Raw genomic sequence first — 14,341 nt, forward strand, 5'->3', positions numbered from 1 at the left:
GCATCGGGATGACGAAAAGCCCCGGCACTGTCCGGGGCTTTTCGTGTCGGCAACCCCGCTCAACCCGCCACGATCCACGCCGCCAGCACGGCCACCTCGACCAGCTCGGTGAGCGCGCCGCAGGGATCGCCGGTCATGCCGCCCAGGCGTTGCAGGCAGGCACGGCGCCACGCGAGGAAAACCAGCGTGGCCACCATCGCACCGAGCAGCCCACGCCAACCCGGCAACAGCAGGCAACCCGCGCCGACCAGCAACAATCCGACCATGCAGGCGCGACGCGGCGCCCCCAGCAACCCACTACCCAGGCCGCCCACGCGCACATAAGGGGTGGTCAGGAAGGCGGCGGTCAGCGCACTGCGCGCCAGCATCGGGGCCAGCAGCAGGGCGACCCAGTCCCACAACGGCAGGCTGGCCAGCGCGGCGAATTTCAACAGCAGCACCAGCACCACGGCGACCACGCCGACCGGGCCGCTGCGCGGGTCCTTCATGATTTCCAGTGTGCGTGCGCGATCACCCAAACCGCCCACCCAGGCGTCCGCGCTGTCGGCCAGGCCATCCAGATGCATCGCCCCGGTCAGGCCGACCCAGGCCAGCAACAGCAGCGCGGAGGCCAGCAGCGGCGGCACGTCGCGCAAGGCCCAGGCCAGCGCCGCCAGGATCGCGCCCAGCAGCAGGCCCACCAGCGAATACCAGGCCAGTGATTGCGACTGCGCCCGCGCGTCGTCGAACACCTTGACCGGTACCGGGATGCGGGTGAGGAAGCCCAGCGCCGCGAGCAGCCCGCGCATCACGCGCAGCCGGCCACGGAAGGCCACGGCAACGGGTGCAGCGAGGCGTGCGGCACGTCGATACCGGCCATGTCACCGTAGTCGCGCCCCTCAACCAGGCAACGCAGCAGGCGGATCGCGCCGCCGTGGGTGACCACCAGCACGCGTCTTCCCTTCCCCTCATCGGCAATGCGGTCAAGCGCGGCGGTGAGCCGGCCACGAAAGGCGGCGAAGGTTTCCGCACCGGGCGGTGGATGCGCCACCGGGTCGGCCCAGAAGCGCCCCAGCGCATCGCCATCGCGCTCGGCCAGGGTCTCGATCGGCACGCCCTGCCAGTCGCCGAAATGGTATTCAGCCAGCCGCGCATCGAGCCGCAACGGTAGCCCGCGCTGGTCGGCCAGTTCGGCGGCGAAGCGGGCACAGCGCTGCAGCGTGGAGGACACCACCGCATCCCATGCGTGGCCGACCACCGCCGCGCGCAACTGCGCCCAGCCCTGTTCGCTCAGCGCGTCATCCAACTGTCCGCGGTAACTGCGCTGGCCGGTATCGCCGTGACGCAGCAGCTCGATATTCGCCGTGGTCATGCCTCGGACACTCCTGCCTGTTCGAACGTGGCCATGCCGTTGTGCAAGGCGCAGGCCAGCCGCAACAACGGAAATGCGATCGCGGCACCACTGCCCTCGCCCAGCCGAAGCCCCAGATCCAGCAGCGGCTCGGCATCGAGCGCGGCCAGCACGCGGGCGTGGCCATGCTCATGCGAGCAATGCGAGAACAGCAGCCAGTCGCGGCAACCCGGATTGATGCGTACCGCCGCCAGCGCCGCCACCGTGGCGATGAAGCCATCGACCAGCACCGGCAATCCGCCCTGGGCCGCGGCGACATACACGCCGGTCAACGCGGCGATCTCGAAACCGCCGAGGCAACGCAGTTGCTCCAGTACCGTCGTCGCGCCCGCATGCGTGGCCAGTGCCTGCGCAATCACCCGTGCCTTGTGCGCGACGCCACCGGCATCCAGCCCCGTGCCGGCGCCGCTCAGCACGCCGGGCGGCAAGCCAAGCAAGGCACAACCCAGCGCGCTGGCCGCGGTGGTATTGGCGATGCCCATCTCGCCGCCGATGAATATCCGCGCGCCGCCTGCCTGCGCCGCCGCCACGCTGTGCGCGCCGGCATCGAGTGCCGCCTGCAACTGCGCCGTCGTCATCGCCGGCTGCAGGCAGAAATTGGCCGTGGACGCAGCGATGATCGCGCGGCGCACGCCAGTGATTTCGCCCGGATCGTTCACGGTGCCCAGGTTGACTACCTCCAGCGTGGCGCCCAGCTCGTGCGCCAGCACACTGATTGCCGCACCGCCGTTGGCGAAATTGCGCAGCATCTCGCCGGTGACCGCCTGCGGAAAGGCCGACACGCCCTCCTCCGCCACGCCGTGGTCGCCGGCGAAAATGCTGATCCACGCGGGGTCCACGGCCGGCCGTGACGAGCGTTGCAGCGCGGCCAGCCGGACCGCCGCCACCTCCAGTGCGCCCAGCGAACCGGGCGGCTTGGTCAGGCTGGCCTGGCGCGCGCGGGCGCCGGCTTCGATGGACGCGTCGGGTGTGCGACAGGGTTCGAGCAACCAGTTCGACGTCACGGCAAAGTTCCTTTCAGAGTCAGCGGCAAACCGGCCGCCACGAAAATCACGCGGTCACACATCGCCGCCAGCGCCTGATGCAGGCGACCGGCTTCGTCGACGAAGCGGCGGCTGAGTTCGCCCAACGGCACCACGCCCATGCCGATCTCGTTGCTGACCAGCAGGATCTCGCCGGGCAACTGCGGCAGCGTGTCGAGCAAGGCCGCACGTTCGCGCTCAAAGCGCGATGCATCGGCATCGCCGAGCAGGTTGCTCAGCCACAGCGTGAGGCAATCGACCAGCACACAGCGATCCGCACGTGCGTGTTGCCGCAACACCTCGGCCAGTGCCAGCGGCTCTTCCACGCAGAGCCAGTCGGCCGGGCGGCGTGTGCGGTGATGGGCGATGCGTTCGGCCATCTCGCCATCACGCGCCTGCGCCGTGGCGATATAGACCACCGGGCGCGTGCTGGCGAGCGCGAGGCGTTCGGCCAGCGCGCTCTTGCCCGAGCGGGCGCCGCCGAGAATCAGGTTGCGCATGCGTGCTCCTGTCCCAGCAGCCGCGCCAGCGCGGTGGTGTCCAGATGGTTTTCCACGGCATCGGCGAGCCGCTCGATGCTGGCCTCGCGCAACGCGTCCATGTCCAGCGGCTCGGCATCGCGCAGGCCGGCCCAGCGCAACAGCGCGGCAAGTGCCGGCGGCGCGTCGAACAGGCCGTGCAGATAACTGCCCAGCACTTGGTTGTCGGCCGAAATCGCGCCGTCGTGGCGGCCGTCGTCGAGCGCGCTCGATGGCCGTTCCAGTGCCGCTCCGTGACTGATGCCGCAGTGAATTTCGTAGCCCCGCACCTCGGCTCCGTCCAGCGCCAGATGGCCGCGTACCTGGCGCAATTGCTTGGCCGGCGACAAGCTGGTTTCCAGCGCCAGATGGCCCAGGCCCGCGCTGGAGCCGGCGGCGCCCTCGATGCCGTGCGGGTCGTGGATCGCGTTTCCCAGCATCTGCAGGCCACCGCAGATGCCGATGACCTTGCCGCCGTAACGCAGGTGGCGCGCGATCGCCTCGGCCCAGCCATGCGCGCGCAGCCACGCCAGGTCGGCACGCGTGGACTTGGAGCCGGGCAGCACGATCAGATCGCACGGCGGTGGCGTTTCGCCGGGGCCGACAAACTGCAGTTGCACCTGCGGGTGCGCGCGCAGGGCGTCGAAATCGGTGTGGTTGCTGATCCGCGGCAGCGCCGGCACCGCCACGCGCAACGTCGCGCGCGGCTTGGCGGCGACTTCGCGCGGCAACGCGTCCTCCGCTTCCAGTTGCAGCCCGTGCAGGTACGGCAACACGCCGAGCACCGGCTTGCCGGTCTCGCGTTCGAGCCAGTCCAGCCCTGGCTGAAGCAATGCAAGGTCGCCGCGAAAACGGTTGATCACGAAACCGGCCACGCGCTCGCGCTCACTGGGCGAGAGCAGTGCCAGCGTACCGACCAGATGGGCGAACACGCCGCCACGGTCGATGTCGGCGATCAGCAGCACCGGGCAATCCACCGCCTCGGCATGGCCCATGTTGGCGATGTCGTTGGCGCGCAGGTTGATCTCGGCGGGGCTGCCCGCGCCCTCGACGATCAACGCGTCGTACTGCGCCACCAGCCGCGCATGCGAGGCCAGCACCGCCTCGCGCGCGATGCGCTTGTAGCCGTGGTAGCCCACGGCATCCATGTTGGCCACCGCGTGGCCGTGCACGATCACCTGGGCACCGGTGTCGCTGTTGGGCTTGAGCAACACCGGGTTGAAATCGGTGTGTGCGCGCACGCCGGCCGCCTGCGCCTGCACCGCCTGGGCGCGGCCGATCTCGCCGCCATCGACGGTGACCGCCGAGTTCAGCGCCATGTTCTGCGGCTTGAATGGCGCCACCGCCACGCCGCGCCGGCGCAGCCAGCGGCACAGCGCCGCGACCAGCGTGCTCTTGCCCGCGTCGGAGGTGCAGCCCTGCACCATCAGCACGCGGGCGCTCACGCAAGCACCTCGCCCAGCGCATCGTTCAGCCGTCCAAACGCTGCTTCGTCGGCGGGCAGGCCGAAACGCAGGCTGGCCGGCGTGTCGAACAAGCGGGTGAGGATGCCGCGCGCCGCCAGCGCGTGGTGCAGCATGGCGGCGCGGTCGTCGCGGCACCACTGGAAGAACGCCGTGCCCGCCGTGGGCGGCAGGCCGTGGCGCGACAGCAAGGCCTGCAGCTGCGCACTGGCGGCGTGCAGTCGTCCACGCGCTTCGTGATGCCAGCGGCGATCGGCCAGCGCCAGTTTCAGCACGTGCCGTGCCGGCCCGCTCACCGTCCACGGGCCGAGCCGCGTGTGCAGTGCATCGAGCAAGGCCGGCGCCGCGCAGACGAAGCCGACGCGCGCCCCGGCCAGGCCGAAGAACTTGCCCACCGAGCGCAGCACGATCAGTCCCTCTGTCGCCGCATGGCCGCACAGGCTGTGCGTGGGCGTGGCATCCATGAAGGCCTCGTCGACCACCAGCCAGCCACCGCGTGCAGCCAAGGCCGCATGCAGGCGCAACAGCGAGGCCGTGTCGAAACGCTCGCCACCTGGGTTGTTGGGATGGATCAGCACGATCACGTCGTGCCGCGGCGGTGCGGCCAGCAACGCGCTGGCGGGAAGCCGCTCCACCTCATGCCCTGCCCGCTGCCACGCCTGCGCATGCTCGGCGTAACCGGGCGCGATGATGCCCACCCGCGATGGCGGCCGCAGCGTGGGCAAGGCCTGGATCGCCGCCTGCGAACCGGCCACCGGAAGCAGCGCCGGTGCACCGTAGTAAGTGCATGCCACCTCGACCAGGCCGTCGTCATCCTCGGGCAGGCGTTGCCATGCGGTGGCGGGAATCGGCGGCATCGGCCAGCCGAACGGATTGATACCGGTGGACAGATCCAGCCACCGTTCCGGCGCGATACCGTGCTCGCGTGCCGCACGCAGCAGGCGGCCGCCGTGCTCAAGCATGTCGCAGTCCCTCCCGCAGTGCCGCCGCCGATACCAGCACGAGCAACCACAACCCCACGCTCCGACGCACCAGGCGCACGGCGCGAACGATCGTCCCGGCGTCGGGCGGCAGGCCTTCACCCAGTTCGGGGCGCGGCTCCCACACGCCGTGATACGGCGCCGCGCCACCCAGCCGCACGCCCAGCGCACCTGCGCCGGCAGCCATCACCGGGCCGGCGTTGGGGCTGTCCCAGGCGGGCGCCTGCGTGCGCCAGCAACGCCATGCCGGCGCGGTGCAACCCAGCAGCGCGTAGCTCAACGCGGTGAGCCGCGCCGGCAGGTAGTTCAGCACGTCGTCGATGCGCGCCGCGGCCCAGCCGAACCGGTGATAACGCGGCGTGCGATAGCCCCACATCGCGTCGAGGGTGTTGGCCAGCCGATACAGCAGCGCGCCCGGCGCGCCGAGCAGGACAAACCAGAACAGCGCGCCGAACACCGCATCGTTGCCGTTTTCCAGCACCGATTCGGTAGCCGCCGCCGCCACCTGTTGCGGGTCGAGCGCCGCAGTGTCGCGACTGACCATACGCCCCACCGCCACGCGCGCCGCGTCCAGATCACCCGCGCACAAAGCCGCCGCCACCGGCTGCGCATGCTCGCCCAGACTGCGCAGGCCGATCGTCAGATACAGCAGCACGGCACTGAAACCGGCCGACAACCACGGCGACCGCGCGGCCAGTCCATCTGCCAGCCACGCACACAAGACCACCGGCGGCAGCACGGTGATGACCCAGGCCAGCACGCCGGCGGCGCGTCGATCCGCATGGCAACGTGCCTCGACCCGGCGCGCCACGCGTCCAAACCCCACCAGCGGATGCGCCCGACGCGGCTCGCCCAGCCAGGCGTCCAGCAGCACCGCGCCGAGCACGGCCAAGATCATGCTCATGGCTGGAACAAGCCGATGGCCGCAGCCGGGTTCGACGGGAAATAGAAGTGCACGAAGCTGGCCGTCATGCGCTGCCGGCGATACACCGCCTCGCGGCTCGGGCCCTTGTTCGGGTTGATTGCCAGCGCCAAAGGCTCGACCGGAATCTCGGCGCGTGCGTAATGGAACGCATGCCCGCGCAATGTGCCTTCGGGCAACTCGACACCCTGCAGGCCCAACCCGCACAACCGCGTCTGCATGGCCGCGTCGCCACGCAGCAGGCCGGCCATCGGTGAGGCATGGCCTTCGCGGTCCGCCAGCGTGTCGAGCGCGAACAGCAGGCCGCCGCACTCGGCCAGCAACGGCTTGCCGGCATCCACATGTGCGCGCAGGGCCTGGTGCAGATCGTGACGCTGCGACAACGCCGGCAGGTGCAGCTCCGGATAGCCCCCGGGCAACCACACCGCATCGCATGGCGGCAGTGCCTCACCCGCCAGCGGCGAGAAGAATGCCAGCGTGGCGCCAGCTGCGCGCAGCAGGTCGAGGTTGGCCGGATACAGGAAGCAGAACGCGGCATCACGGGCGATGGCAATGCACTGTCCGCGCAAGCTTGCCGGCACCGGTGCCAGCGCGGCGGCATCGAAATCGACGGCTGGCGGCAACGTGGTTGCAGCGTGCTGCGCCCACGCATCGGCCAACGCATCCAGCCGCGTGTCGACGTCACCCACTTCATCGGCCACCACCAGGCCCAGGTGCCGCTCCGGCAAGGCCAGCGCCGCATCGCGTGGCAGTGCGCCCATCCAGGCGATATCCGCCGGCAGGCTCCCGTGCAACAACTGCGCGTGGTAGGCGCTGCCGATGCGGTTGGCGGCTACGCCATGCAGCCGCACGTCCTGGCGATAACGCGCCAGGCCAGTGGCCAGCGCACCAAACGTCTGCGCCATCGCCGCGCCGTCGATCACCGCCAGTACCGGCACACCCAGCCGCGCCGCCAGATCGGCGCTGGACGGGTTGCCGTCGAACAGGCCCATCACGCCCTCGATCAGGATCAGATCCGCCTCGCCCGCCGCCGCATGCAGCCGCGCACGCACGTCGGCCTCGCCGCACATCCACAAGTCCAGTTGCTGGACCGGCGCGCCACTGGCCTTCTGCAGCAACAAGGGATCGAGAAAATCCGGTCCGGTCTTGAATGCCCGCACGCGGCGACCCTGCCGTACATGCCAGCGCGCCAGCGCCGCGGTGACGGACGTCTTGCCCTGGCCCGAAGCCGGCGCCGACACCAGCAGCGCCGGGCACGGCACGCTCACAGCTCGATACCCTTCTGCGCCTTGATGCCGGCCTTGAATGCATGCTTGACCACGCGCATCTCGGTCACCGTGTCGGCTACTTCGACCAGGCCATCGGGCGCACCGCGGCCGGTGATCACCACATGCTGGTTCGGCGGCCGCGCAGCCAGCGCATCGGTCACCTGCTGCAGCTGGATGTAGTCCTTGACCAGGGCGATGTTCAACTCGTCCAGCAGCACGAAGTCGTAGGCCGGATCGGCCAGCATCGCGGCAGCCACCCGCCACGCCGCCTGTGCCTTTTCGATGTCGCGCGACTTGTCCTGGGTCTCCCAGGTAAAGCCCTCGCCCATCACGTGGTAGTCGAGCCCATCGCCTTCGAAACGGCGGAAGAACGCCTCCTCGCCGGTGGAAAAGCTGCCCTTGATGAACTGCACCACGCCGCAACGGAAGCCGTGCCCGAGCGAGCGCGCCAGCATGCCGAAGCCGGACGAGCTCTTGCCCTTGCCGTTGCCGGTGTTGACCACCACCACGCCGCGCTCGATGGTGGCGCGGGCGATCTTGCGATCGACCAGGTCCTTCTTGCGCTGCATGCGTTCGCGGTGGCGCTCTTCCGCATCGATCTCCCCGGCGCTCATGCGCCCTTGACCTGCGGCACGGGACGCCGCACCGCGACCCGAGGCACCAGCGCGTGCAGCGCCACGCCCACGCCGACATAGCCGGCCAGCGTGCCCAGCTTCTGCGGGTAGTAATGCACGATGCGCTCGCCGAAGCCGGCCAGCGTTGGCGCGGGATAATGGCCAGAGAAGACGTAGAAGCCGCCACCGGAAAACACGTACGCCACCAGGGTCGTCACCACCAGCACCAGCGCCAGCCGCGCCAGTCCGGCCAGGTCGGGCGCGTGCCGGCGGGCGTGCAAGCGACCGGCCAGCCACAAGCTGCCGTAGGCCGGCAGCAACGCCCAGTACGCAGGCGACACGCACCATTGGCCGATGGTGCCGGTAGCCAGGCTGCCGAAATCCAGCAGCGAGGCCAGCGCGAACAGCGCGCCGAAGATCCACGCCGGCCGCAGCATCAATCCGGCCAGGAAGAACACCGCCCACGACGCGCTGGGCAGCGCGTTCACGCTGACAACGTGCTGGCCGCGGGTGCAGATCATCAGCATGGCCAGCGCGATACCCGCGATCCAGGACGCTGCCACGCCTTGCAGCGGAAAGGCAGCGGTCGAACGAGAAACGCCGTTGTCGATCATGTCTCAAACCCCCGTCGTCGTTGCGGCGGGCCGACGCGACAGCCGCGCCTGCACACCATGGATCGCCAGCGCCACCGCCACGTAAGTCAGCGTGGTACGCACGAACAGCGGCCCCCACTGCCACAGCCGCGCCACGTACTCGCTGAAATGCGGTTCCGGGTAGCGACCCCCCAGCCAGTAGAACGAGCCGTTGGAGATGACAAATGACGCCGCGGCCGCCAGTGCGGCCACGCCGAACGCCAGCAGCAGCGATGCGGACGATGCCTGCAGCCGGCCGGCATACCAGCGCCCGGCGTACCACAGCGCCGCATAGGCCGCCGGCAAAAACGCATACGCCGCGGTGATACAGAAGTCGCTGTTGCCGGCGTAACCGACCGAGGCCCAGTCGACCGCCACGGCCAGCCCCAGCATCAACGCGAACTGCCCGTGCTTGCGCAGGTACAGGCCGCCGAGGAAGAACACCGCCATCGACGCATCGGGCAGATGCAGCAGCGAACCCAGGTGATGGAAGCGGGTGGCGACCATCACCACGGCCAGGGTGACGAACAGGTTGATCGAGGTGTTGCGGGACAACGGTTTCATGGCAGTCCTCTCGTGCTGATGGGGCCCGCTCAGCGGGCCGGGCGGTAGTTCAGGGTGAGCAGATAGTTGCGACCGGGCTGGTTGTAGTAGCGCGCGGTTTCGTAGTGGCGGTCGAACAGGTTGTTGAGCGACAGGCACAGGTTCCACGCCGGATCGATGGCGTAGCCGATCCGCAGATCGCCCAGTGCATAGCCGCCCAGGCGGTTCCTGTTGGCGAGGTCGTCGTAGCGCTCGCCGGCGCCGTACAGGCTGCCGCCGATGCTGAAATCGCCGAGCTGGCGGTCGAGGTCGATCCGTCCGCTGCGCCGTGCACGACGCGGCAGCACGTTGCCGTTTTTGCTGCCCGGCGCGACGTCGCGCGGATCGAGCCAAGTGGCGCTGGTGCGCCAGATCCAGTCGGCAAGCGTGCCGCCCGTCGCCAGCTCGACGCCACGGACGCGCGCACGGTCGATATTCGCCGGCGCCATGCTGGCCGCGTTGTAGGCGATCAGGTGATCGATGCGCGTATCGAATCCGTTGAGCGACCACTGGCCCCAGCCGTGGCTGCCGCGCAGGCCCAGCTCCGCGCTGCGCGAGGTCTCCGGGCCGAGATCCGGGTTGCCGTAGCCGGGAAAGTACAGCTCGTTGAAGGTCGGCGTCTTGTACGCCGTGCCATAGCTGGCGGTGAGGCGCAGGGTATCGTTCATCTCCCAACCCCACAGCGCGCTGCCGGTGGTCTTGCCGCCGAACTGGGCGTTGGCGTCGCGGCGCACGCTGGCCTGCAGCGACTGCGTGCCGAAGCTCTGCTGCCACTGGCCAAACACACCGTGGTTGATCCGGTGGTCGGCCGCGTACGCCGTGTCGCTGCCGACGCGGTCGCGCTGCCAGTCATAGCCCGCGCTGAACAACCCGCCCCACATACCAACGTCCGCTTGCAGCGAGCCGAGGTCGCGGCGGGTATCGAAATTGCCGGCGCGGACACCCTTGAGATAGTTGTCGCTGAGGTCCGCGCTGCGGCCGAGATTGGCGGTGATCGACACTTTCTCGGTTGGCGCATAGCGCAACCGCGCGCCAGCCACCTGCTGCACCGTCCTGGCCACGTCGTTGACGGTGCCGTCGTATTCATTGCGACCCGCGGCACGGAACAACCGCATCTCGCCATCCCACGCCTCGTTGAAGCGGTAACCGCCTTGCAGGGTGAGCGAGTTGTTGCGGTAGCCGTCGCGATCGGGGGCGATCACCGGGCAATCGCCGTTCGCCAGCGGCTTGCAGCGGCTGACGTTGATGCCGTCGGTGTGCTCATGCGCCGCGTTGATCGAATACCAGCCCTGCCCGCTGCGACCGGCCATGCCAGCGCTCACCCGCTGCTCGCCGTCGCTGCCTACGCCGAGGCTGGCATGCGGCGAGAACGCGCCCTCGGGGCGGCGGGTGAATATCTGGATCACGCCACCCAGCGCCTCGGAGCCGTACAGGCTGGAGAACGGCCCGCGCACGATCTCGATGCGCTCGATCTGGTCGACCGGGATGTCCTGGATCGCCGCACCGCCGGCCGTGGCCGAACCGATGCGCACGCCATCGACCAGCACCAGTACGTGGTCCGATTCGGTGCCGCGCAGGAACATCGAGGTGGATTTCCCGGGCCCGCCGTTGTTGGCCAACGACATGCCCGGCGTGCCACGCAGCAGATCAATCAATGAGTGGGGTTGCAGCCGGTCGATCTCGGCGCGATCGATCACCGTGACCGCAGCGAGGATGTGCTGCTGGGCCTGCTCGGTGCGGCTGGCGGTGACCACCATCTGATCGAGATCGGTGGCGGCAGCAGCGGCGAATGCCGGTGCAAGGAAAGACAACAGGGCAGCCGCCAGAACCGACTGACGGAAAAACACGACGCGCAACGACACGTGGGTAGCTCCTTTAGCCGCATCAACCCGTACGGCACCATTGAGGTGGCGACAGGCGGCAAAGGAAGCGTGGCGGCAGCATGCACGCGAGGCATGGCCCCCATGACATCGCCCACCGCATGTCTGGTCATACCCGTGGCCGGTCTCCGGGCTCGCGGGCGAAGACTTGCGTCTTCCGGATCAACGCCTTCCCATGCGTGGCGCACAGTGGCTTTGTGTCGATCCGACGGCCGATGAAGGCCATGACCCGCCCACCGTTGCGGGGGCAGCTCCGGAATTGCCATGCGTGCTTGCACACGCACCGCGCACCGGATTCCCGTTTCAACCACCGGCCAGACCGGCAGTCACCTCAGGCAGCGCGCATGGTAGTGCAGATACGACAAGGCCGCCATGACGGACGTCATGGCGGCCTTGTCGGTTTTCACGTCGGCATGTGCAGGCCCGCTGGCGGGCTGGTGCAAGCCGCTCGCGGTTTATCCGCGGAACACTAACTGGCCGCCTTCGGCGCCGACGTGGATGGTGTCGCCGCTCTGGAACTGGCCCTGCAGGATCTGCCGCGCCAGCGGGTTTTCCAGCTGCTGCTGGATCGCCCGCTTCAGCGGCCGCGCGCCGTAGACCGGATCGAAGCCCACGTTGCCCAGCAAGGTCAGCGCCTCATCGCTGACGTCCATGCGCAACTGGCGCTCGGCCAGGCGCTTCTCCAGATACTGCAGCTGGATGCGCGCAATGGCGCGAATCTGCGTCTTGTCCAGCGGACGGAACACCACGATCTCGTCCAGCCGGTTGATGAACTCGGGCCGGAAGTGCGCCTGCACCACGCCCATCACGGAGGCCTTCATCTGGGTGTACTGCTCTTCCGCGTCGCCGCCGTTTTCGGACGCGTCCTGGATCATCTGCGAACCCAGGTTCGAGGTCATCACGATCACCGTGTTGCGGAAATCCACGGTGCGGCCCTGGCCGTCGGTGAGGCGGCCATCGTCCAGCACCTGCAGCAGGATGTTGAACACGTCCGGGTGGGCCTTCTCCACTTCGTCCAGCAGGATCACGCTGTACGGCCGGCGGCGCACGGCTTCGGTGAGGTAACCGCCTTCCTCGTAGCCCACATAGCCCGGGGGCGCACCGACCAGCCGCGAGACGGAGTGCTTCTCCATGAACTCGCTCATGTCGATGCGCACCATCGCGTCGGTGGTGTCGAACATGAACTCGGCCAGCGCCTTGCACAGCTCGGTCTTGCCCACGCCGGTGGGGCCCAGGAACAGGAACGAGCCGTTCGGCCGGTTCGGGTCGGACAGGCCCGCGCGTGAGCGGCGGATGGCGTCGGCCACGGCATGCACCGCCTCGTCCTGGCCGACCACGCGCTTGTGCAGCTCGTCTTCCATCTTCAGCAGCTTGTCGCGCTCGCCTTCCAGCATCTTGCTGACCGGGATGCCGGTCCAGCGCGCCACCACCTCGGCGATTTCCTCGGCGGTGACTTTCGTCTGCACCAGCTTGAAATCCTGCGTTTCGGCGGTCTGTGCCGCGGCGAGCTGCTTCTCCAGCGCGGGCAGCTTGCCGTACTGGATTTCACTCATCCGCGCGTAATCCTGCGCGCGCCGGGCGGCCTCCAGATCCTGGTTGGCTTGCTCGATCTGCTCCTTCACCTTGGTGGTGCCTTGCAGCGCGGCCTTCTCGGATTTCCAGATTTCGTTGAGGTCGGAGAACTCGCGTTCCAGTTTCTCGATATCGGTTTCCAGATCGGCCAGGCGCTGCTTCGACTCGCTGTCCTTTTCCTTCTTCAGCATCTCGCGCTGGATCTTGAGCTGGATCAGCCGACGTTCCAGTCGGTCCAGCTCCTCGGGCTTGGAGTCGATCTCCATACGGATGCGCGAGGCGGCCTCGTCCATCAGGTCGATCGCCTTGTCCGGCAGCTGGCGGTCGGCGATGTAGCGATGCGACAGCGTGGCGGCGGCCACGATGGCCGGGTCGGTGATCTCCACGCCGTGATGCACGGCGTAGCGCTCCTTCAGCCCGCGCAGGATGGCGATGGTGTCCTCGACGGAAGGCTCGCCCACGAACACCTTCTGGAAGCGCCGCTCCAGCGCGGCGTCCTTCTCGATGTACTTGCGGTATTCGTCCAGCGTGGTGGCGCCGATGCAATGCAGCTCACCGCGGGCCAGCGCCGGCTTCAGCATGTTGCCCGCATCCATCGAGCCTTCGCCCTTGCCGGCGCCGACCATGGTGTGCAGCTCGTCGATGAACAGGATCACCCGACCTTCCTGCTTGGACAGGTCGCTGAGCACGGCCTTCAGCCGCTCCTCGAACTCGCCGCGGAATTTCGCCCCCGCGATCAGCGCGCCCATGTCCAGCGCCAGCACGCGGCGGCCACGCAGGCCCTCCGGCACTTCGTCCTTGATGATGCGCTGGGCCAGGCCTTCGACGATGGCGGTCTTGCCCACGCCAGGCTCGCCGATCAGCACCGGGTTGTTCTTGGTGCGCCGCTGCAGCACCTGGATGGTGCGGCGGATTTCCTCGTCGCGGCCGATCACCGGGTCGAGCTTGTTTCGCTCGGCGCGTTCGGTGAGGTCGATGCAGTATTTCTCCAGCGCCTGGCGCTGCTCCTCGGCGTTCTCGCTCTGCACCTTTTCGCCGCCGCGCAGCTTCTCGATGGCCGCTTCGAGATTCGCCTTGTTCGCGCCCGCCGCCTTCAGCGCCGTGCCCAGCTCGCCCTTGTCCTCCAGCGCCGCCAGCACGAACAGCTCGCTGGCGATGAACTGGTCGCCGCGCTGCTGGGCCAGCTTGTCGGTGAGGTTGAGCAGGCGGTTGAGGTCATTGCCGAGGTTGATGTTGCCTTCCTCGCCGCTGACCCGCGGCAATCGCTCCAGCATGTCATTGACGCGCTGTTGCAGCGCCGGCACGTTGATCTGCGCCTGGGTCAGCAACGGCGCGGTGGAGCCGCCCTGCTGGTTGAGCAGCGCGGCCATGACATGGGCCGGTTCCAGCATGTTGTTGTCGCGGCCCACGGCCAGCGATTGCGCGTCGGCCAGCGCCTGCTGGAAACGCGACGTGAGTTTGTCCATTCGCATCGTGATGTCCACCATCGAGGTTGGCG

The 14,341-nt window shown here is 68.6% G+C and carries 13 protein-coding genes and 1 riboswitch; all 13 genes read right to left on the minus strand.

From position 1 onward, the window contains the following. Window positions 1-59: 59 nt before the first annotated feature. The gene (locus tag ASD22_RS09270; RefSeq protein WP_056084071.1) at window positions 60-791 is read right to left on the minus strand and encodes an adenosylcobinamide-GDP ribazoletransferase; all 732 of its coding nucleotides are present in this window, start codon (window positions 789-791) and stop codon (window positions 60-62) included. Next, on the minus strand, window positions 788-1,351 hold the full coding sequence (locus ASD22_RS09275; RefSeq protein ID WP_056082153.1) for a histidine phosphatase family protein: 564 nt from the start codon (window positions 1,349-1,351) through the stop codon (window positions 788-790). The genes ASD22_RS09270 and ASD22_RS09275 overlap by 4 nt, the downstream gene beginning before the upstream one ends. Next, a complete protein-coding gene (gene cobT / locus ASD22_RS09280; protein WP_056082157.1) occupies window positions 1,348-2,394 on the minus strand; it encodes a nicotinate-nucleotide--dimethylbenzimidazole phosphoribosyltransferase in 1,047 nt (348 codons plus the stop codon). The genes ASD22_RS09275 and cobT overlap by 4 nt, the downstream gene beginning before the upstream one ends. Next, window positions 2,391-2,912 (minus strand): bifunctional adenosylcobinamide kinase/adenosylcobinamide-phosphate guanylyltransferase, encoded by a 522-nt coding sequence (gene cobU, locus ASD22_RS09285; RefSeq protein WP_056082160.1) that lies wholly within the window; start codon window positions 2,910-2,912, stop codon window positions 2,391-2,393. Before cobU ends, cobT begins: the two co-directional genes overlap by 4 nt. After that, the gene (locus ASD22_RS09290; protein WP_056082162.1) at window positions 2,900-4,375 is read right to left on the minus strand and encodes a cobyric acid synthase; all 1,476 of its coding nucleotides are present in this window, start codon (window positions 4,373-4,375) and stop codon (window positions 2,900-2,902) included. The genes cobU and ASD22_RS09290 overlap by 13 nt, the downstream gene beginning before the upstream one ends. Beyond that, entirely contained in the window at window positions 4,372-5,355 is a 984-nt protein-coding gene (gene cobD / locus ASD22_RS09295; RefSeq protein ID WP_056082165.1) for a threonine-phosphate decarboxylase CobD, read from the minus strand. The genes ASD22_RS09290 and cobD overlap by 4 nt, the downstream gene beginning before the upstream one ends. Further along, a complete protein-coding gene (gene cbiB, locus ASD22_RS09300) occupies window positions 5,348-6,277 on the minus strand; it encodes an adenosylcobinamide-phosphate synthase CbiB (RefSeq protein WP_056082168.1) in 930 nt (309 codons plus the stop codon). The genes cobD and cbiB overlap by 8 nt, the downstream gene beginning before the upstream one ends. Continuing rightward, window positions 6,274-7,563 (minus strand): cobyrinate a,c-diamide synthase, encoded by a 1,290-nt coding sequence (locus ASD22_RS09305; protein ID WP_056082171.1) that lies wholly within the window; start codon window positions 7,561-7,563, stop codon window positions 6,274-6,276. Before ASD22_RS09305 ends, cbiB begins: the two co-directional genes overlap by 4 nt. Next, window positions 7,560-8,177, minus strand: a complete 618-nt coding sequence (gene cobO / locus ASD22_RS09310) for a cob(I)yrinic acid a,c-diamide adenosyltransferase (RefSeq protein ID WP_056082174.1) — start codon at window positions 8,175-8,177, stop codon at window positions 7,560-7,562. Before cobO ends, ASD22_RS09305 begins: the two co-directional genes overlap by 4 nt. Beyond that, entirely contained in the window at window positions 8,174-8,791 is a 618-nt protein-coding gene (locus ASD22_RS09315; RefSeq protein WP_056082176.1) for a hypothetical protein, read from the minus strand. Before ASD22_RS09315 ends, cobO begins: the two co-directional genes overlap by 4 nt. 3 nt (window positions 8,792-8,794) lie before the next feature. Beyond that, on the minus strand, window positions 8,795-9,373 hold the full coding sequence (locus ASD22_RS09320; RefSeq protein ID WP_056082179.1) for a hypothetical protein: 579 nt from the start codon (window positions 9,371-9,373) through the stop codon (window positions 8,795-8,797). A 29-nt stretch (window positions 9,374-9,402) separates the two neighbouring features. Continuing rightward, window positions 9,403-11,253, minus strand: coding sequence for a TonB-dependent vitamin B12 receptor (gene btuB, locus ASD22_RS09325; protein ID WP_056082183.1), 1,851 nt, complete (start codon window positions 11,251-11,253; stop codon window positions 9,403-9,405). 119 nt (window positions 11,254-11,372) lie between these two features. After that, window positions 11,373-11,620: riboswitch (cobalamin riboswitch) on the minus strand. Window positions 11,621-11,726: 106 nt separating this feature from the next. Further along, window positions 11,727-14,315, minus strand: coding sequence for an ATP-dependent chaperone ClpB (clpB, locus tag ASD22_RS09330; protein WP_056084074.1), 2,589 nt, complete (start codon window positions 14,313-14,315; stop codon window positions 11,727-11,729). Between the last annotated feature and the right edge of the window lie 26 nt (window positions 14,316-14,341).

The organism is Rhodanobacter sp. Root480 (genome assembly GCF_001426645.1).
GTDB lineage: Bacteria > Pseudomonadota > Gammaproteobacteria > Xanthomonadales > Rhodanobacteraceae > Rhodanobacter > Rhodanobacter ginsenosidimutans.